This is a genomic window from Litchfieldia alkalitelluris (assembly GCF_002019645.1).
Classification (GTDB): domain Bacteria; phylum Bacillota; class Bacilli; order Bacillales; family Bacillaceae_L; genus Litchfieldia; species Litchfieldia alkalitelluris.
Window position 1 is genome coordinate 784,653 of the sequence record NZ_KV917374.1, and the last position, 20,800, is coordinate 805,452.

The window sequence follows — 20,800 nt, forward strand, 5'->3', positions numbered from 1 at the left end:
AATTCTATCTAAACAAATCCAACAAACGATCCCAAAACCCTTTCTTTTCTTCTTTTTCCCCAGCATCTTCTTCTACTTCTTCTTTCAAAATACTGTCCGTTTTAATCACGAATTGCACATTGTTCACGTCGGTATTTTCTTCAGATACAAATGAAGCAGCTTTGAAGTCAGATTTGTCGTATTTGTCCATCATGCTGTCGATTTCTTCTTTTAGTTGATCTGGTAGTTCACTTGTTTCATCTTCAAGTTTTTGGGTCCCATCAGAAAGCTCGGCGGCTCCATTTTCAAGCTCGTTCGTTCCGTTTGCTACTGAAACGATTCCGGAGTGAAGCTTGCTGTAGTTGCTTGACAGCTGAGCGACCCCGTTTGTGTAGCCGACTAGACCTGTATGAAATTGTCCATAGTTATCAGCGAGGGTTTTCATTCCTTGCTGCAATTGAGTGATTTGGTCTGCGACGTCAAGCTGCTCCATCGCTGTGGAAATCTGTTTTGAGATTCCTGCGACTTGATCCGCCGTTTCTTCAACCGAACGACTTAACTCATCTAGTGTTTGATCTACAGTCAGAAACGCTTCTTTAATAGAATCATAGGTTTCTTTAACATTACGGGCTGCATGATAGGTCGCCACTAGTTGATCGACGACTTCTGGTGCTACGCCACTGTCATAAAGTTCCTGGATTTCTTCCTCTTGAATGTCATTGGCCGGTAGAGCTGCAACCGCACCGTCCAATGAGGTCAATGCAGCGGAAAAATCGGCATCTTGTTTCTTCAATTCATCTGCTAATGTGTAAAGACCATCTGCAAAGGAATCTAATCCGTCCGTTACTTGCCCGAAGTCCTCTAAGTTGATATCCACCGTCTGTTGATTGAGTGCATCACTAATTGATGTAAGTGAATCATCAATATTTTTAGATGCATTGACAAGCCCGGCAGATTCATTGCTTAACGTTGATAAACCATTTTTGAATGCAATTGAACCACTTGGAAGCTCCTGCACGCCATTGTTAAATTCAGAAATCCCAGAACTTAATTCAGCCACACCTGAATTGACAGCAGCAATCGCGTCTGTTAAAGACTGGATTTCCTCTGTCATTTCATCTGTATCAGGTTTTTGGATCGGCATTGTAGATGGGACGGCTGAGATGTCAAAGCCCTGCATCTCCAAATCGCTCACATCTGCTTCAATCGTAAAATCACCATCTTGTTCCGGCATCACAGTGAAGGTGAGCATCTTGTCGGTGCCCGCATTGGCAATCGTTGCATCGGGTGCTTCAATGTTTTCGAACGCTTCTGAATCAAGCGGGATGGAAATCTGTAACAAATAATTTTTATAAAAAATATCACTGATTGCTGAGTTCGCTGATGTTTTAATATTCATCTCAAGATGCCCGTTAGCACCAGCAAGCTTTTCCGGTGCTACGACATTTCCGTCGAGCTTATAGGTGATGGAGATGTTCCAAGGTAGTGCTTGATTTGGCAAGTTTCCCTGATAGTAAAAATCGCCTTTAGGAGCATCGATTTGAACGGTATCACCGACTTGCTGGAGTACTGACAAATCCGTTAGATTCTCTATTTTTGCATAGGTACCGTGATCAATCACCGTCCCAGCTTGTGTAACATCTAAAATGTTCACAACATATATTTCTTCTGTGTCACCAGTAGGACTTAAGCTTGCATAAACGACTTCATCCTTTGTGGCAATTTTACCAGATGTAGCTGCTTTGGCAGTTGAGCTATGTTCAGCAGCAGATGAAAATGAAGGCAAGATAAGCGCAACTGTCATGATCACAAGTAGTAGTTTCTTTCTCATCATCTTCCCTCCTTAAAGAATTTGGCTCTCCATGTTGTTTTTTCAATCAGTTTATCAAAGGTAAATAACACCGCAGGTAAGAAAAATACGACCATGATAAAAGCAAGTAACGCACCACGACCAAGCAGTAGTCCAATCGATGACACGACTGGGTTTGATGAGGTGAACCAAAGGATAAATCCTACGCTTGATAAAATCGAAGCTGAGATTGCAATCGAGAAAATTTTCTCGTCAATTGTATGCTTGATCGCTGCTAAAACTGGCATCTCTTTTCGTTTCTCCTTATAGTATTCAGTTAGGAGAATCGCATAATCGACCGTGGCGGCAAGCTGGACGGTACTAATAATTAAATACCCAACATACACCAGTGACGAGTCGGTAAAGTATGGAACCGATAAATTGATCCATACAGCTGACTGAATCGTAAGCAGTAACACCACTGGAATCGAGATCGATCGGAAGGTGAAGAAAAGAACAATCGCAATCGTGATGACTGTTACTAAGTTCACTACGACATTATCCTGGAGGACCGTGTTACGAATATCGTATAAAGTCACACTTTCTCCCACAAGGTGTGCCTCATCACCATAATAGCCTGAAGCTGTTTGCTGCACCTTTTCAATTAATGAAAAGGCTTTTTCACCTTCATTGCTTGCGTCGGTATATAAAATAATCCGACTATAATTTTCCGAATAAAATTGGTCGGTTACTTCTTCCCCGAGAAAATCAGGTGGAATCACCGCACTCACTGTATTCGAGTATGAGATCACACTGGTGATATGGTCAAGCTCTGTTAGTGCTTCACTTAACGCTGTTTCTTTTGCCATATCGCCTTTAGGCACTAGCACGACCATTGGGGTTGAGCGTCCAAACACCTCTTCAATCGCAATGATATCGTTGCCAGCACGTGTGGTTTCTGGCTGCTCGCCAATTCCATAAATGAAATTCGTGTTACTTTGAGCTAAAAAGCTCGGTACAAGGACAAGAAAGACTATTAATAGGCTGGGAATTCTTACTTTTAACACGGCATTCCCGATATTTTTGAACTCAGGAATAAAGGGCTTATGCTGTGTTTTATCAATCCATTTGTAAAAGCAAAGGGTAAGCGCAGGTAAAAACACCATAACGCTGATAAAACTTAATACAATTCCTTTTACTAAGTTGATCCCTAAATCTGAACCAATTTTAAAATCCATTAACGTAAGAGCGATAAAACCAAAGAAGGTGGTTGCAGCACTTGCTGTAATCGCAGGAAACGATTGCTTCATCGCAAGCATCATCGCTTCTTCAATGTTATTGGTTTTCTTACGATAATACTGAAAGCTGTGTAAAAGAAATATCGCATAATCTAGCGACACGGCTAGCTGTAAAATCGGACTAACCGATTGTGTTACAAAGGAAACTTCACCAATAAAGATATTCGTTCCTAAGTTAATCAGAACCGAAACGCCAATCGCCGTCAGGAAAAATACTGGCTCGATCCAAGAGGTGGTCGACAGCACTAAGATCAAAATGATAATCGGTACGAGCAATGCTGCCGCATACATCGATTCATTTCCCGCCATTTTCTGAGAAGAGGCGGTATTAACGGCTTCTCCAGACATGGAATGTTCTTCGCCAATCAATGCATACAGCTCATCCGTGACTGCTACCTCATCTCCTTCACGAATACTTAGTGAGAAGAGGGCTTTATTATCTTTGTAGTACGCTTCAACTGTTTCTTGATCAGCCATTTCAAGTGGCGTTTTTACATCGATGGCATCATCTAACCACATTACTTCTGATACACCATCAATGCTTTCAAGCTTTTCTTTGTAGACAAGGGCCTCTTGAACGGTCACATCATTAATCATCACCCGTGTATTTGGAACAGAACCGGAAAATTCCTGGTCCATCACTTCCATCGCAATCGTAGAAGGGGCATCCTCGGGCAAATAATCTACCATATTATAATTCACCGAAACAAAGAACTGGGCAATCGAACAGATAACTGCCACGATCCCAAATATAATCGCAATTGATTTTTTATGCTTAATAATTCGTGCTGCAATGTTGATCTTAACCACTCCTTCTTGCATGAATGTCATTACTAAATTATAATGACACCGTGTTGCTTAATCAACAAACAGTTTAGTTGAAAACGTACAGTATCCAACAGAAAGCGTTATTAGTGTTGGGTTTTGGGAAGGGGATTTGTGGGACAGGTCTCAAAACCCTAGTAGCGGGTGATTTTTAGGGACAGGTCGTAGAATTCAAGAAAGTGGGTGAGTTTTAGGGACAGGTCGTAGACCCAAAGATAGCGGGTGAATTTCAGGGAGAGGTCCCAAAACCGAAGATAGCGGGTGAGCTTCAAGCGACAGATCCTAAAACTAAAGGGAGTGGGGTTTTGGACTTGTTTTTAGAGTACCCATAAGCCATAAGTAAACCCAAGAGGAGGACATGATGTCAGATAACAAATTAAATAGACGAATAAAGTATACAAGAATGGTTTTAAAGGAAAGTTTAATGGAGCTTTTAAAAGAAAAACCGATCTCATCGATTACAGTAAAGGAGATTTGTGAAAGAGCAGATATTAACCGATCCACATTTTACTCACATTACTCTGATCAATTTGCGCTACTTTCTCAAATCGAAGAAGAATTTTTAAGTGATATGAACGAAACGTTGAACAGCTATAATTTTCAAAAAGACGAAGAAGCATTGCAAATGACAGAAAGATTATTAGAATATGTGGCAGCGAATAAAGATGTCTGTGAAGTGCTCTTAGGTGAACACGCCGATGCGACGTTTCAAAAGAGGGTGATGACGTTCGCGCATAACTATGTGGTGAAGAACTTGATACGTTCGAACGATATAGAGCCCGACATCTCAGAATATGTTAGTCTGTTTGCCATAAGTGGTAGCATCTACGTTATTCAACACTGGTTAAAGCGCGGAATGGACAAATCCCCAAAAGAAATGTCAGAAATCATCAATCGAATCACCAAATCTGGGATATCAGGGTTTTAAGGGAGCGGGGGGACGGTTCTCGTGCTTCTGCGGCAGCAGAAAGAAGCATGAGAACCGTCCCCATGCTTCCCCAAACAATCATACTGTTTCCTGTAGAACCTGCTTTATAGTGGAAGAGTTACGGTGAACAAATCCTCCGACTATAGTCAGAAGCATAGGTTTATCCATGTTTAATGGATTGCCATTCCCCTGGGTTAATAAAGTTCTAGTGTTGTCATCTTCGAAAGTTACTGATGAATTTAGGTACTCTTTAAATACTTTGATAGGTGTGTTTATTTTTACTTCTTCTTCAGTTAATGTGTGTTCTTCGTTGTACGGGATGAGTTCAATCCCATTGAACTCTAGGCTTTCCGTGATAGCATCAAAGATTAATTGATTGCTAGGGGGATTAGGATTGGTGATATTGTAGACGGTGTTATTTTTACCAAAAGATAGGCCTAGTATTAGCACGTTTACAACGTAATCAATCGGAACCAAGTTGGAAACTGAACTTTGATTGAGTAATAATCGATATTTATGATTATTGTTAGGCTCTCTTAGTGCTTTTTTCTTCAAGATTTCAACCGTTCTAATGATTCCATATAATCCAAATGCGGTGTTAGATTCGCCAGTTTCCGAGTCTCCTATAATGATCGCGGGTCTCATGATCATTACATTAAAGCTTTTATTATAAGACATTACCAAATGTTCTGCTTTACATTTGCTTTCTTCATAGGAATTATTGAAAGTAGAGGAAGTCGGGTATAAGGTTTCACTTCCAATTGATCTTGTGCCTAATGTATATGCAGTACTCACATGAATAAACGTTTGTACTTTAATAATTTTCGCCAATTCAAGGATATTTTTTGTACCTGAAACATTCACATGGAAAATCTCTTCTCGCTTTGACTCGTCAAATGATAGAAGTGCTGCGGAGTGATAGATTACGTCAATTTTTCCTGTGAGCGCATCTACTTCTTCTTCACTTATTCCTAAGAAAGGCTTCGTTAATTCCCCTTCAATAATGTGAACCTGTCCACTTTTATTATTTAATTGTTCAATGAGAACTTGAGCTTTTTTCTGGGTCCGTGCTAATAAATATACATGATGGTTCTCTTTCAATAACCTCTTGGCTAGAGTGGATCCTAGAAAACCTGTCGAACCTGTAATTAATATATTCACAAAATAACCTCCTGCGGCTTATACATAACTTTCATTATATACTAGAGAAAGGGGTAGTGGGGACTGGTTATCATATGGGAAATCGTGGGGACGGTTCTGAACTGAACCCAAAATGTTAGACACAAGCTATTAAGCAGCTTGCTGGGTATGAGTTCGATATTGAATCGGACTCATACCTTTTAATTTTTGCTTAATCCGTTTGTGATTATAATAGTAAATATATTTCTCTAATTCTAGTTTGAAATGATCCATACTCTCAAATTCTCTTAAATAAAGTAATTCGCTCTTTAATAATCCAAAAAAGTTCTCCATTACTGCATTATCTAAACAATTGCCCTTGCGAGACATACTTTGGGTAATTCCATTCTTCTGTAAGGTGTGTCGAAACTTCTTCATCTGATAATGCCAGCCTTGATCAGAGTGAAGGATAGGGCAATCATGGTCGTCTAATTGTTGTATGGCCGTATCTAACATTTTAGATACAAGTGTGTATACTGGACGTTTCTCTAGGTTATAAGCAATAATTTCACCGTTGTAAAGGTCCAGAATAGGTGAAAGATAAAGTTTCTCGCCAAACAAATGGAATTCTGTCACATCTGTAACCCACTTCTCATTTGGCTTCGTAGCTTGGAAATCTCGCTCTAGTATATTCGGTGCGACTTCACCCACTTTTCCACGATATGAACGGTATTTTTTCATGCGAACTAAGCATTTTAAACCCATCTCATTCATTAAGCGAAGGACTGTTTTGTGATTAATTACATGACCCCGATTACGTAATTCCAGTGTGATACGTCGATAGCCATATCGACCTTGATGTTCGTCAAAGATCTGTTGGATAACCTCTTTCATTTCACTATATTTATCTGGTTTATCCATTTGTTTTACCCAATAATAATACGTGCTACGTGGCATTTCAGCGAACTTTATCAAGTCAATCACCTTAAATTCACGCCTTAATTCATAAATCACCTGTGCCTTTTCTTTTTCTGTGAGTTCTTTTCCTGAATTAAGGCTTGTAGCTTTTTTAAATATGCATTCTCCATACGAAGTTGTTCAATTTCAGCACGTAGTGCTTCTTCAGTTCCTTCTACTGGTTGATTATTCTTAGGTTGCTTTTTCATGGGTGAAGGACGCTCCTTTTTCTTCTTTTTAAGAGCGTCAATTCCCTGTGTTTCAAGTAGATTCTTCCACTTATACACTATGGCAGATGAAGAAACATTAAATACTGCAGTAACTTCTTCGATGGACGCTCCCATCTCGTTCAGATAATTAAGTACGTCCATTTTAAACTCAAATGAGTATTTTGTATAGGTTTCCTCTAAGCCAGATATACCATGATTTTGAAATTTCGCTACCCATCTGTGTAACATCGTTTTATTAACATTGTACTTTTGGGCTGTCTGCCTGATAGACTCTCCGCCTTCAAGATATTCATTTACTGCAGCTATCTTTATTTCTAAAGGGTATTTCTTCTTCATGTAAAAGTGCACCTCCAATTGTTAGTTGTTGTGTCTAACAATTGGGGTGCACATCATTCTCGTGCTTCTTTTTCATGGAAGGGAAATGAAAAATAATATAAAAGCAGGCATGGAGTGTGACAAAATACAACAATATTCAAAGGTTTTATAACTAAGGATGTTTTATTTATTAAATCAAACGTTTGATCAAATTCTCGAAGCCAGTATTAATACTCTTGTACATTTGTTTAGAAGAATAATTCGGAGTAATTTTAACATGACAAAAACTAACATTTTGATAGAATTGTAATGATGTTAATTGTAAAATATTGTTATAGAGAAGCGATGAAATATATTAATTGTCAAACAATAGATGCATATATCAACACTAAAGAATGTCCGACAAAATGAAAAGAACTTAACTGTTGGAATGGCTAAGGATTGGGTAAAGATCCAAGAGATGATTCGGAAATGTAAGAACGGTGAGGAAATTGATTATTCAAGCTTTAAGTTGAATTTTAAGATGATTTGTTTATCCCTCAAAGTAGAGAGGGATGGGTATCTTTAGTGAAAAAATGATGGAAGGCGGAAACTACCATGACAAAGACCTTAAATCTACAAATTGGTGTATTTAAGAAGGATGATAAAGGCGAAACGATTGCTATCACTATTAAGGATATGAATGGGAATAATTTAGATATTACAGGTGTGAATAAAACAGAAGGCAGCAAACGATGTCATGCAAATTTGTATGGAAAGCTGGAAAAGCTCCTTAAAGAAGCGGGTTATTGGGAGTAAGGAATACGACACAGTTGCTTTGTAGTTTTGGTTACTTAACAGCTGGATTTTGAGTTTGATAAGCATTAACAAGATTAGGGAAAAGGTTCTGTAAACCATGGGGCACTTTAAAGTGAAAAGACTACCTCAGTTCAAGGAGGTAGTCCGTTATGACTATGAGAGAAATCTAGGTTGTTTTTACATACTCACAAAAGCAGGGGTTCTAAGTAAGCCAGCTTTTGTGAGGTTGCGGAATTTTACCTGACATGATAATTCAGGTTTTAAGTAGATGTACTCATTATTTTCATTGACTTTGAGTTGATGACTTTGATGGTGTACCGTCTGTTTTGCGTCAATTGGGACACCAAGCTCCATGATTCCTGCTGGTTGACCATCTTCAAACGATAACAACCATCCAAACTCCTTTTTACGGATTCCTGTGATTCTGACGTTTTCATACTGGTAATTAATCACCTTGAGCCAAGACTTGCTGCGCTTTCCAATCTCATATTTACTGTCTTTTTTCTTCAATACAATACCTTCTAGACTCTTCTCTTTGATGAGATTAAAGTATACATTTCCATGCCCCTCGATAAACTGAACCTTTGATAAAAGGGGAGTATCCTTAGGAATCACTTCTTCTAGTAATGCTTTTCTTTCTAGTAAAGGAAGGCTAGTTACGTTTTTTCCTTTGTAGATAAGAATATCAAACACTACGTATGAGACAGGTTGTAGGTTAGCTAGTCTTATCGTTTTCTCTCGATTGGTTGTACTAAATCGATGCATAAGTGCTTCAAAGTCAGGTGTTCCGGTGATAGGGTCCGTGAAAATTACTTCACCATCCAGAATTGTATCAGGTGGAATGGGTAGTTCATGAAGTTCAGGGAAACGAGAGGTAATGTCATTTTGATGACGCGAGTAAAGAAATGTACGAGTTGCGGTCTTGCTATATAGTAAACGGATGCCATCTAGCTTTAGCTCGGTAATAAATGTGGAATCATCATAAGGTTGATCAACCTTATGAAGTAACATAGGGCTTTTGAACACTTTAATCCCTCCTAATCTAATATCTTATCAGAATTTGATACATAATGATTTAGGAGGTGATTGGAAGCAGTGGTGGAAGCAGTGGGACGGTTCTTGCGCTTCCAGAAGAAGCATGAGAACCGTCCCCATGCTTCTGGGACTTTTGTCGTGATGTCTAATTAGGGTTGCGACTTTTATCCTGAATATATTCAAAAATTCGACAAATTCAATTATAATTAAAGGTAGTTTAATAAGGTCATAGGAACTTATTTAAATCAGACGTAAATTAAGCGCTTTCATTGGCGTGTGGATTATTGAAAAAGGTTGGTGCTAGTAATAATGACTTTCAACAAAATTAAGTATTCATCTAGAAAGAAATGCATTTTTTTATATCTAACCTTTTTTCTGCTTGCAATAGTATCGTTGATAAATCCTTTGGTGATGTCGTTTGGTACCATTTTTAATCTTGCTAGTTTGTTCTTATTATTAATTCTTTGGTTATATGGTTTCAAGGTAGCATTTTATTCTATGGTAATTATCACAGGAATTTCTATTTACCTTTCTGGTATCACACCAACAAATATACAAGCTGTTTTAGAGATTTTATTTTTTGCATTTATTTTTTGGCTTACACCTAAGGGGAACAGTGTCCTTTGGGGTGTGATTTTCTGGGTGGTGGTTGGTGCGCCTATTTCAAGCTTGATTTATCTTAATTTTTTCGGTGTTGAACTAGGGAATCTGTTATTTTTTCAAGTAACGACAGATGTGATTAATGGCGTTTTTAATATCTGGATTTTTGATATGTTGATTTCTTATGTCCCATTTCACAAATGGATTCGCGGAGGCAGTAAGCCACCGATTCAGATAAAGAAGCTGTTGTTTCATCTTTCGTTTGCGGCTATGCTTATCCCTTTTATGATATATGTTTCAATTAATAGCTGGGGAGCCATTTGTGAATATCAAAATGGCTTGATTAGCTCGGTTGAAAGCAAAGTGAAACAAATTTCTCTTGAAATGAAGTCTTGGTCTGAAGAAGACCTTATGAAGCTACGCTTAAATGGAAGAATACAAATGGGTTATCTGGAGGAAATGATAACTAATCTTTCAGAGGGTGGTACCTATGAATTGGTTGTCACTGAGGGTAAGGAGAATATCATTATTTCAAGCAATCCAAAGATTAATATGGAGGGTATATTTGCGCTGGAAGAGGACCATATTGTCACCTCAATTGCTCCATCTTTTTCCGCCGTTCTTCCAAATGAAGATAGATTGTGGATTAAAAATTGGGGAAATGGTTTTTATCTATATGAAAGTAATATCGTTGGTTCAATAAATATGTATGTAAAAATTCCGTTAGCTCATTTTCAGGATCGAATCTTTAAGGACCTGCTTCAGCAGTTTGTCTTTCTTATACTTTTTCTAGTTATGGCTCTAATTTTTTCATCAGTATTACATAGATTATTGGCTCGTACGCTTGATAGTCTTGCAATAACAACTACTGGCCTTCCGAATAAAATAAATCAACTTGAATCAGTAGTTTGGCCAACCAGTAATATTTCAGAGATTCATTCATTGATTTATAATTTCCAAACAGTGTTTTCAAGGCTAAAAGATATGTTTTATGAAAGTCGTTTGATGAACGATCGTTTGAGAAGTCAGGCGGAAATGCTGCAAACCTCAGAGAAGAAGCTTCACGAATTAGCGTTTTTTGATAGTTTAACATCATTGCCGAACCGTCAATACTTTCAAGAATCCTTGACTGAGGCTATTCGTAACGCTGAAGCGTATGAACAAAAGGTAGCCATTTTATTTCTTGATTTAGACCAATTTAAACAGGTAAACGATACATTGGGGCATGTTGCTGGGGATGAGCTTTTGATCATTGTATCTAGTATGCTAAAAAAAGTAGAAAGTGAAAAGGTACAACTTTACCGTCTAAGTGGTGATGAATTTGTCATGATTATGACTCACATGAAAGATCAAAAGGAAGTATGTGAAATTGCATTAAAAATAAAAGCAATGTTTGAAAAGCCGATCATTATTCGTGAAAATCTACTACATGTATCAAGTAGTATTGGTATTAGTATGTTTCCTGAGGATGGCAGAGATAAAGAAGTGTTAATTCAAAATGCGGATATTGCAATGTATCGAAGTAAAGCGAAAGCTGGGACAACGGTTGAGTTCTTTAATAACTTTATGAGAATCGAATTCCAAGACAAAGTGAATATGACTCATGAACTAAGGATAGCTGAAAGTGCAGAGCAATTTGAATTAGTTTATCAGCCTAAAGTCAATCAAAATAACCATTTAACTAGTATGGAGGCATTAATTAGATGGCATAATTCAAGGTTCGGTACTGTTAACCCAGGAATTTTTATCCCTTTGGCTGAGGATGCGGGACTGATAAAAAAGATTGATGAATGGGCTCTAAATGAAGCTTGTAAACAAAATAAAAAATGGCAGGATGAAGGATATCGAAAAGTGAAGGTTTCTGTTAATATATCCGCGAAGCACTTTAGTCAAGGATCCTTGGTGGATATGGTCAGGGAAGCGTTAAATCACTCTAAATTGGAAGCGAAGTATCTACAATTAGAGTTGACTGAAAGTGTTTTTATTGACAATATCATTGATGTCATTGAAATCCTTAAAGAGATAAGAGAAATGGGAGTATTCATTTCAATCGACGATTTTGGGAAAGGATTTTCATCATTAAGTCACTTAAATCAACTGCCACTTACAGAAATCAAACTAGATAAGGACTTTGTGAGAGATATAAATGCGGACTCTAAAAAAGGAATGATTGTCCGGTATATTGTTGACATGGCGAAACAGCTTTCATTTAATGTTGTTGTTGAAGGTGTAGAAACAATTGAAGAACTTCATTACTTAAATGAAGTTGGTTGCAATGAAATGCAGGGGTATTTATTTAGTAAGCCAGTGTCAAAGGACGTATTTGAACAGCTATTAAATTCAAAGAATCCATTAATTTAAGGAGTTTTTATCTTAATGAGTTGGAGATATATATGATGAAGTATCTTATTTACGCAATGTGCTTTCTCTTTTTAATAGGATGTGAAGAGAAGAATGCAGAAAATGATAGTCAATTATCAAAGCAGCTTGAGGAAAGTAGTAGACAATTGGAAGAAAACACACCCATTGAGATTGAATTGTGGTCCCATTTTGGGAACTGGGAAACTGCTATTGAACGTTTTCAAGAAGCGAATCCTAATATAAAAGTGAATGTAAATGTTTTACCGTATGAATCGTATGAAGACCTATATTTAAAGGCTTTAACCGAGGAGAAAGGTCCGGATATTCTTGTGTTTGAAAGTAATCATTTTGCAAATTTCACAAGTATTGATGGGCTAGAGAACTTAGCAGATGCGCCCTACCAGCTGGACAACTATAAAAGATTCTACTCGAACTCCGTGTGGGAAATTGGGGAATCGTTTAACGGTGAAAAGATGATAGGGGTGCCAATCTATAGTTACCCAATGGTAACATTTTATCGATCAGATATTTTAAAAGAGTATGGTTTTCCGTCTGAACCTGATGAACTTGGCGAATTTATCGAAGATCAACAAAATTGGCTTGAAATCGCAAGAACCTTAAATAAAGACCACCGTTCATCAATCCTTTGGGAAATGGAACCGATCAGTATTTACAATACAACAAGCAGTATGTTTGGGGAAAACCTCGAGTTTTTGAGAGATAGTGAAGATTTCTATCAGGCAATTACTCTGGCAAAAATAGTTAATGAGGAAAGCTTATCACCAAACATAAATATTTGGTCAAAAGAAGGACTCGCAGCACTAAAGGACGATCGTATTGCTATGATTTACTTAGGAAGCTGGGCAGCAAATCAAATACAACGATGGGCTCCTGAGCAAGAAGGAAAATGGAGGGTGACAAGGCTTCCGTTCAATCAATACGGTTGGAGTAATGCTTCGATCATGTCTATTCCCTCAAACAGCCAACACAAAGAAGCTGCTTGGAAATTCATAGAGTTCTATAACTTTTCTGAAAAAGATTCTATACCAAGCTTTGACATCACTCAAGAAAATCCCTATTTTGGGAATCAAAAAGACCAGCTTCTATATCAGGAGCTATCAAATCAAATACCAGACATTAATCTTACTCCACTTGATGAAGAGGCCAATTCTATCTGGTATGAATCCATAGGTTATGGACTGCAAAATGAATTAAGCGTAAACGAAATCATGAGCTTATTTCAGGAAAACCTAGAAAAGCAGCTAGGAAGAGACATTGAAATGCTGAAAAAGTGAGCAAGGTAAGCAAGGGGACGGTTCTCACGCTTCTAAAAGAAGCGCAAGAACCGTCCCCTTGCTTTAAATGATAGGCAATGTGATTTGAAACGTAGTCAGATCATCATCTGAATTGTAAACAATTTTACCGTGATTTTTTTCTAAAATATTTTTACAAACGAATAAACCGATCCCTGTACCCAATTTCTTTGTTGTGTAGAATGGTTCGAAAATGAATTCTGCAGCATCTGCACTGATCGTTGGACCGTTATTTGAAATCATAATGGTGATGTGCTCTTCGTTGACTTCTGAATGGATGTTAATAACTCTATATATGTCTTCTTCACAGACAGCATCAATGGCATTCATTAATAAATTTAGGAAAACCTGTTTTAATTCACTTCGATCACCGTGAACCTTGGCGTTCGCATCGATCGTTGAGGTAATCTGGATATTCCCGTCAACAATACTTGCATATAAGAAATCAGTCACTTCTTCAATTAACCCTTTAATCATAATATCTTCATCCCTGTTTTCGACAACAGTGTTCAACTTGGAAGTGTGGAGGAATTGAGAAATTTTAAACTTAAGTTGTTCAAGTTCACTGCTAATCACATTTACATAGGGTAGATTAGGATAATCGTTTTTTAATAGTTTAATAAAACCCATCACTGATGTAAGCGGGTTGCGAAATTCATGCACAAAGCTTGATGACATTTGGCCAAGTATAGCAAGTCTATCCTTATGAGTTTGTGTAATATAGACGTTTTTTTCTTGTAGTTTAAGGTCCTTTAAATCGGTGTATCGTGACACCGCATAAAAACAAAATAAATCAAACTTGCTATTTATTAAGTCGATGATAGTTTGGATCTCTTCTAGGATAATTCCAGAATGGGTGACACATTTTATAAGGATACTTCTGCCAAGATTAACATTATAAACAAATTCCCCAATGTTATTATTCGCGTCCACTCGCTCTTGAGCTACTTTGTGAGCCAATGATCTAAGATCGTCCTCTGACAACTTGCTGGTAATTGCATTTATGATGAGTTGGTACATTAAATAACCGTTTTCTCTGATCTGTGCTCTATTATCGACAGCGCTATGTACGATAATTTGTTCTTCCCATAAATCTAAGAATTCCTGTTCATTTTCTTTTAGAAAGTCACCTAATTTTATATAGCCGATACCTGTTTGTACATTCGTTTCCATCACAAGCCTACCTTCTATTTGAAAAATAGCATTTTGTTAGTCACTGCTGGAGTTCAATATACTAATCGAGATTCTTTTAAGATAAGAAAAATATAACACAATAGTTGGGATTTATATACAGGTAATTTGGAAGGGAGAGCAGAGGGAGGGGAGCAGCGGGACGGTTCTCACGCTTCCAAAGGAAGCGCAAGAACCGTCCCCGTGCTTCCGTATTTGTTATATAATGAAGGCGAAAGTCTAGTTATTAACTGTTGATAAGGTAGGTGAGTACCGGTGAAACCTTTAAGTAAGATGGAAGTTCATAAGTATTTGTCAATGTTAACAGTTGAACAACAAGAGTTTTTGGCAAGTACCTTGAAGCAAAGTAAGAAGAGTAAATGGCTTGAGGTACTAGCAAGGAGTAAGGGCCTTACTATAAGAAAAGAAACCACTATTGAAGAGTTGGAAGAGATGATTGATGATTGGGTATTGCTTGAGGTATTAGATAGTGGATATGGAAACCGAAACTATCGTTGTATGTGTGGTGCACCTCTGCGTTATCAATATGTTGTGTTAAACAAGAAAAGTGGGGAAGAAGTTGGTTTAGGGGTGGAGTGCTTTAAAAATCACACTAACCTCTCGGCTCAAGTAGTTACAGATGTGATTAAGGAATTTCATACCCTTGATTTACTAAGAGATGAAATTTTAGTAAAGGTTGCTAGGAAGCAACTATTTGATATCAATCCATACCTACATATAGATAACATCCCGCCAACTATCTTGGAGCAAGCAAAGTTAGGTATTCCCCTAACGGATCAACAAATTCTCACTTTGCAGCGCTTAAAAGAAGTCTACGATACAAAGATAAGAACAGAAAAGGTCCTTTCCGATTTAAAGCCGGAAGCAAGGAAAGCGTTTGATAATTTCTCTAAAAGGATTAAAGAGAAACTGATTGAAAAAATGTTGGATGACAAATTTGTGAGAGTTTTACCTGACGGATTTAATGATGCAGAAATAGAGCATTTTATAAGCCTTGGTTTTCCCCTGTTAGATGAGCAATTAGAAAGAGTCCACCAATTTAATCAATCGATAAAAGATCGTAGAAAAACAAAAAATAGAAACGAAGTAGAGGAATACTGGGAGAGAGTTCGCAAAGAGGAACAAAATGCTATATCAAGTATTAGAACTGGAGAAAAAACGCTTAATTATCAAACTCTGATCGAAAGGCATTTAACAACATTGCAGGACGTTCGAGAGAAGGAAAGTGCGTTGAGTGCTGGGATGTGGAAGGACTGGATAAAAGTACAAGAGATTGTCCGAAGCTGTAAGCGAGGGGAGGAAATTGATTATTCCAGTTTTAAGCTTAATTTAGGGATGATTTGTAATTCAATTAGAGTCGACAAGGATCGTTATCTTTGAGGGGAGCAGGGGGACGGTTCTCACGCTTCCCAAGGAAGCGCGAGAACCGTCCCCCTGCTTCCGTGCTTCGACAAAACCTCCCATGGAAAGTTTAGGTAAATAGGCTTATAATATGGTAGATTATGAGTGACTTTTACTATTTAGGGAGGATTTGGGCGAATTGAAGAAGTTATCGTTGTTATTTGTCTTTATGTTGTTATTTAGTACTTTATTTTCGTCGTTTGCTTTTGCAAACGATAACAAAGAGGACAAGCTTAAGCTTGTTGCTTTAGGTGATTCGATTACGTATGGTAGTGGACTAGCAGAGGGGAGTCTGCCTTTTCCTAGTTTAATAGGAAATGGATTCTTTGAGGTGGCCAATAAGGGCGTACCTGGTGCAACTTCAACAGATTTAAAGAATGGGCTAGGAACGGCTGCTGCGGATTTACAAGAAGCAGATGTTGTTACGATTACCATTGGTGGAAATGATCTATTAAGAAACCCTGTAATTGGAGAACTTTTGAGCAATCCAAATCCAACGATTTCACCTGAAGTTATCCAGCAGGAAGTCACTTCAATTGTGACGACATATACTCAAAACATGCAAGCCATTATTACTGGTATTCGTCAACAAACGACGGCACCAATTGTTATTTATACAATTTATAATCCGCTAGCTCCGAGTGATCAGGAGCCAGCAAAATCGATTCATGAACTTGGTGAGCAAATTTTAGCAGCAATGAATAATGTTATCACTATTGGTGGTGCTCAAGCTGGTCTATTAGTTGCAGATGCTCATGGTGCATTTGCTAACAATCAGGCTACATTGCTCGGGAGTGATCTGATTCATCCGAATGAAGCGGGTCATGAAGTATTAGCAGGATTAGCGACTCAATTATTAATCGATTTCATTCAACCAACTGAACCACCAGTAGAAGAAGAGCCAGGGGGTGAACCAGGTGAGGAAAAACCAGTTCTAGTGGCACTTGGAGATTCGATTACGTACGGTCTTTTTCTTGAAGAAGATGTGAGCAAGCCTTCAACACTAGCATTTCCTAACCTTATTGGTGGAGGAAGCCATGAGGTTGTCAATTTCGGTGTACCAGGATTAACTTCTACGCAATTATTAATGGGGTTACAATCAAATTCTGGGAGTCTAGCAGTACTTGCAAATGCTGATTTAGTGACGTTGAATATTGGAAACAATGATCTTTTACAAGTAGCTGGAATCTCTGAAGCCTTTATAAATCAAACTCCGATTCAACTAACGGAGGAGCTTCAACAACAATTAACAGCTGCCTCAGCACAATTTGGGCAGAATTTACAAGCGATTATTGCAACAATCCGTCAGCAAACGGAAGCGCCGATTGTCTTATTTAATATCTATAACCCATTTGGAGCAAGTGAAGATCCATTTGAACAATCATTGCACCTGTTTGGTGAACAAATTGTTCCACTTTTAAACGAAACTATCATTCACCCAGTTGCTGCAATGCCTGGCTTATTAGTAGCTGATGCCTACACAGCGTTTGCTGGTCATCAAGCTGAATTTATTACATTTGATAAAATTCATCCAAATGCGCTAGGTCATCAAGCTTTAGCTGCAGCTGCTGATGCTGCATTAGTTGGCGAACCGCCGGTTGAAGAGGAGCCACCAGCCGAGGAAGAACCACCTGCTGAAGAGCAGCCACCGGTTGACGAAGAACCAGTTGACGAGGATCCAGTGACTGAAGAACCTGTAGAGGAAGATCCTGTCGTGGAAGTACCAACTGATGAAGAGGAAGATAAAACGCCAATCGTTGTAGCTCCTGTTAAAAAAGATACAACTAAAAAAGGAAATGAACTTCCAAACACCGCAACAGCAAGCTATAACTACCTATTACTAGGCGCAGCTCTCTTAATCGCTGGAGCCAGCCTAAAAGCATGGGGGCGGTTCTCACGCTTCTCTGTTCAACGAAGCAATTAAAGAAGCATGGGGACGGTTCTTGCGCTTCTTTGTTTCGGAGGCAATTAAATAGGAATAAAAAAACAGGAAGGGACTTTATTTAAGTCACCTTCCTGTTTTTTTGTTGTGTATAATATATAGAGAAATTCAGTTAAATCCGGCTCCGTAAACGTGATACAGTCACTAGTTTTATCCGTGTTGAGTGTTAAACACAGATCACCAACGCTGAACTCAACAGAAATTAATGTTGACCACCAATGTCCATGGTTGAGAAAAATTCATTCCCCGACGATTGTTCTATTACTAACTGGAAGCATGAGAACCGTCCCCGTGCTTCCTTTTTTCTTATTCAAAGATTGTGTTTGATAGTAGGCGGAATAGGTAGTCTGTGTGATCACGGAAGCCTGGTTCAAGTCCGATGAGTGTTACGTCTTTATTTTGTTCTTGGACAATCACCGCTTGACCGATCGCTTCAGTTCTATTTCTCCAGTGTCCTGCAACAAAGAAGTCTTCTGTGTTTCCGTATGTTGCAATTACATTTGTTTCATTAACATCTGTAAAATAAGCAGGGCGATAAACGAATCCAATATCGTGCTCACCGTAGCCATTTGTAATCGCTGATTCTGACATAGAATAATCAACTTTGACAATCCCGTTACTGTTGCCTCCACCTTTTTTCACTGTTACATTTGTTAATCCAAGTCTTTTAGTTGCATCTGCAGAAAGTGCACCAACTGAAATATATTTTCCACCGTTATCAAGGAAGCTATTTACATTTTCTTTGAAAAGAGTGAGTTGATCAGTATTTAATAACCAGAAATCACGATTTGCCGCACTTGATTGGCTTGTTGATAGTAGGCTACTTGTAGCACTATAAACAAACACATCAAATCCGTCTAACCCTTTTGTTGCGACATCACGTGGGTGAAGTTCTGTCACATCAAATCCTAAGCGCTCAAGAGAAAGCTTTGTACCAGCATGTGATTGGACTTTACCAATTCCGCCATCCTTTAAAATAGCAACTTTAACAGAAGTTAAATCACTAGTATTAGCAGGAACCGTCGTTGTTTTAATCGTTAATCCAGATTGGCTCACTAGATTTTTTACGATATTGCTTGTACCGCTAAAATAGAAGTTACCATCCGTTCCTTTTTTAACAGCAATATCATTAGCTAATAATGAGTTTACTAGATTTACTGCTTGAACAGATGAATTTGGGATTAGGAATGGACCTTTTCCAACAAGTGTACCTTGCTCATTTACTTTGTTCACTTTTACGGACTGAACGTTTACATCAGATTGAGTAGGAGTTGCTTCAAAGCCCCAAAGCTCAGGTAAGCTCCATGCAGAGATGTCATACATCGCCGGAGTATCATCGGAAATGTCTTCACCGTCCCAAAGCATCGTGTTAGCTAGACCAGCTTTTGCTTGATTCATAGAAACAAGGTATGTTCCAGCTGGATAGGTGACACCATCTACTTTGAACGCTTTCTTTGCTTCCTCAACCTGAATATCATTCGTTAATAAATGGTTCACTGCTTTTTTAGTAACCGTAGGGTCTTGCTCATTTACAGGTAAAATATATGATTTAGGGAAGAAGCCTTCCTCATGTGTTGGGTGATCAAACATAATTCCACGCTTGAAAATTTCAATTTGGTCGGTAATCATTTCTGTTCGATTTTCACTAGCATATGTTAACGCACCGATCATCGCATCATACGTCCACTTCACACCGTTTTCATCGTTTGTTGGTGCTTCAAGTGTATGAGCAAATGAGCCATGATACATCGCATACATTGGTGTGAAAATTGGTGGGTAATCATCCCAGCCTGCTGCGTCATCACGAGCAGGAATATACGATCCTACCATGTTTTGATAAAGAGTTGAATCCGTAAAGTCTGTTTCCTTGTCCTTCATAATTTCAGTTTCCATTGCTACGGCAGCATCAAGTGCATGCTTCATGTATAAATCATATTCATAGTTTGGATTATGTGGTGGTGTACAAGGCTCGATTAATCCTTGAAGGTTTGGCCCATAATTTTTTACATATCCATGTAAATCTAAAACAACCATTGGATTCCATTCTGTCATTAATTCTACAGCAAGCTTTGTTTCAGGCTGTGATTGAGTAATGAAGTCACGGTTTAAGTCAATTCCATTTCCATTAAAACGAGTTCCGTCCACACGTCCATCAGGATTTGCAACTACATTGAAGATCAAAATGTTATTTTCTAAAATCGTTGATGTTACATCATCGTTTTGTGTTGCTAATTGTTCAATTAGTTGAATCGCAGCATCAGTTCCGACATATTCTGTTCCGTGTACTGAAGCGTTGATCATGACTGGTACTTTAAAGTCAGGATGTTTCGCAATCCAATCTTGTGCTTTTTCAGGGTTTTTGAACATTTGCTTTCTTAGTGCTTGGATCTGACCGTACTTTCCTTTCACACTAGGATCTGAAACAGTGACAACATACAAATCGTGACCCTGTGATGACTTTCCTTTTACTTCAACTGTGATTCTATTGCTTTGTTTTGCAATCTCTTGAAGCTTTGAACCGATCTCGGAGTATTTAAGAAAATCGTAGTGTTCAGAATTGAATAAGCTTTTTTCTGCTTCAATAAGCTCGATGCTTTGTGCATTTTTATACGATTGCCCTCCGTTTGCTAATGTATTATAAGGGATGCTTGCAAGCAGGGTGAAAGATAGTGCTCCTGCTAATATCTTTTTTGAATATTTCATCTATGAATTCCTCCGT

At 38.2% G+C, this 20,800-nt stretch carries 14 protein-coding genes; 7 read left to right on the forward strand and 7 right to left on the reverse strand.

All coding sequences use genetic code 11. From position 1 onward, the window contains the following. Positions 1–4: 4 nt before the first annotated feature. Both BK579_RS03735 and BK579_RS03740 read right to left on the reverse strand, forming a co-directional pair. On the reverse strand, positions 5–1,810 hold the full coding sequence (locus BK579_RS03735) for a YhgE/Pip domain-containing protein (protein ID WP_235848329.1): 1,806 nt from the start codon (positions 1,808–1,810) through the stop codon (positions 5–7). Continuing rightward, positions 1,810–3,897 (reverse strand): efflux RND transporter permease subunit, encoded by a 2,088-nt coding sequence (locus BK579_RS03740; protein ID WP_235848330.1) that lies wholly within the window; start codon positions 3,895–3,897, stop codon positions 1,810–1,812. Before BK579_RS03740 ends, BK579_RS03735 begins: the two co-directional genes overlap by 1 nt. 355 nt (positions 3,898–4,252) lie before the next feature. On the opposite strand from BK579_RS03740, the gene BK579_RS03745 reads away from it, so the two are divergent. After that, a complete protein-coding gene (locus tag BK579_RS03745; RefSeq protein ID WP_078543622.1) occupies positions 4,253–4,819 on the forward strand; it encodes a TetR/AcrR family transcriptional regulator in 567 nt (188 codons plus the stop codon). A 78-nt stretch (positions 4,820–4,897) separates the two neighbouring features. Here the strand turns inward: BK579_RS03745 and BK579_RS03750 are convergent, their stop codons facing one another. Both BK579_RS03750 and BK579_RS03755 read right to left on the reverse strand, forming a co-directional pair. Beyond that, on the reverse strand, positions 4,898–5,980 hold the full coding sequence (locus tag BK579_RS03750; RefSeq protein ID WP_078543623.1) for an SDR family oxidoreductase: 1,083 nt from the start codon (positions 5,978–5,980) through the stop codon (positions 4,898–4,900). Between the two features lie 129 nt (positions 5,981–6,109). After that, positions 6,110–7,461 (reverse strand): IS3 family transposase gene (locus BK579_RS03755; RefSeq protein WP_139365034.1). Its coding sequence is split into 2 segments (ribosomal slippage): positions 6,110–7,002 and positions 7,002–7,461, totalling 1,353 coding nucleotides; the frame shifts between segments, so codons are not numbered across the junction. Between the two features lie 352 nt (positions 7,462–7,813). Between BK579_RS03755 and BK579_RS26030 the strand changes: the two genes are divergently transcribed. Together BK579_RS26030 and BK579_RS03765 are read left to right on the forward strand one after the other, a co-directional pair. Continuing rightward, entirely contained in the window at positions 7,814–8,008 is a 195-nt protein-coding gene (locus tag BK579_RS26030) for a hypothetical protein (protein ID WP_078543624.1), read from the forward strand. Positions 8,009–8,037: 29 nt separating this feature from the next. Further along, positions 8,038–8,238, forward strand: coding sequence for a hypothetical protein (locus BK579_RS03765; protein ID WP_078543625.1), 201 nt, complete (start codon positions 8,038–8,040; stop codon positions 8,236–8,238). A 177-nt stretch (positions 8,239–8,415) separates the two neighbouring features. Here BK579_RS03765 and BK579_RS03770 read toward each other — a convergent pair whose 3' ends face one another. Continuing rightward, complete coding sequence (locus BK579_RS03770; RefSeq protein ID WP_078543626.1) at positions 8,416–9,264, reverse strand: ATP-dependent DNA ligase; 849 nt, start codon at positions 9,262–9,264, stop codon at positions 8,416–8,418. A 402-nt stretch (positions 9,265–9,666) separates the two neighbouring features. Here BK579_RS03770 and BK579_RS03775 point away from each other — a divergent pair, with 402 nt between their 5' ends. Together BK579_RS03775 and BK579_RS03780 are read left to right on the forward strand one after the other, a co-directional pair. Next, complete coding sequence (locus BK579_RS03775) at positions 9,667–12,234, forward strand: putative bifunctional diguanylate cyclase/phosphodiesterase (protein WP_204524669.1); 2,568 nt, start codon at positions 9,667–9,669, stop codon at positions 12,232–12,234. Between the two features lie 35 nt (positions 12,235–12,269). Continuing rightward, positions 12,270–13,529, forward strand: a complete 1,260-nt coding sequence (locus tag BK579_RS03780; protein ID WP_169891059.1) for an ABC transporter substrate-binding protein — start codon at positions 12,270–12,272, stop codon at positions 13,527–13,529. Positions 13,530–13,592: 63 nt separating this feature from the next. Here BK579_RS03780 and BK579_RS03785 read toward each other — a convergent pair whose 3' ends face one another. After that, positions 13,593–14,720 carry a histidine kinase N-terminal domain-containing protein gene (locus BK579_RS03785; RefSeq protein WP_078543629.1) on the reverse strand — a complete coding sequence of 376 codons (1,128 nt, stop codon included), beginning with the start codon at positions 14,718–14,720 and terminating at the stop codon, positions 13,593–13,595. A gap of 291 nt (positions 14,721–15,011) precedes the next feature. Between BK579_RS03785 and BK579_RS03790 the strand changes: the two genes are divergently transcribed. Both BK579_RS03790 and BK579_RS03795 read left to right on the forward strand, forming a co-directional pair. Continuing rightward, complete coding sequence (locus BK579_RS03790) at positions 15,012–16,118, forward strand: hypothetical protein (RefSeq protein WP_204524670.1); 1,107 nt, start codon at positions 15,012–15,014, stop codon at positions 16,116–16,118. Positions 16,119–16,278: 160 nt separating this feature from the next. Further along, positions 16,279–18,063, forward strand: a complete 1,785-nt coding sequence (locus BK579_RS03795; RefSeq protein ID WP_078543631.1) for an SGNH/GDSL hydrolase family protein — start codon at positions 16,279–16,281, stop codon at positions 18,061–18,063. A gap of 324 nt (positions 18,064–18,387) precedes the next feature. Here BK579_RS03795 and BK579_RS03800 read toward each other — a convergent pair whose 3' ends face one another. Continuing rightward, positions 18,388–20,784 carry a M14 family zinc carboxypeptidase gene (locus tag BK579_RS03800; RefSeq protein ID WP_078543633.1) on the reverse strand — a complete coding sequence of 799 codons (2,397 nt, stop codon included), beginning with the start codon at positions 20,782–20,784 and terminating at the stop codon, positions 18,388–18,390. Between the last annotated feature and the right edge of the window lie 16 nt (positions 20,785–20,800).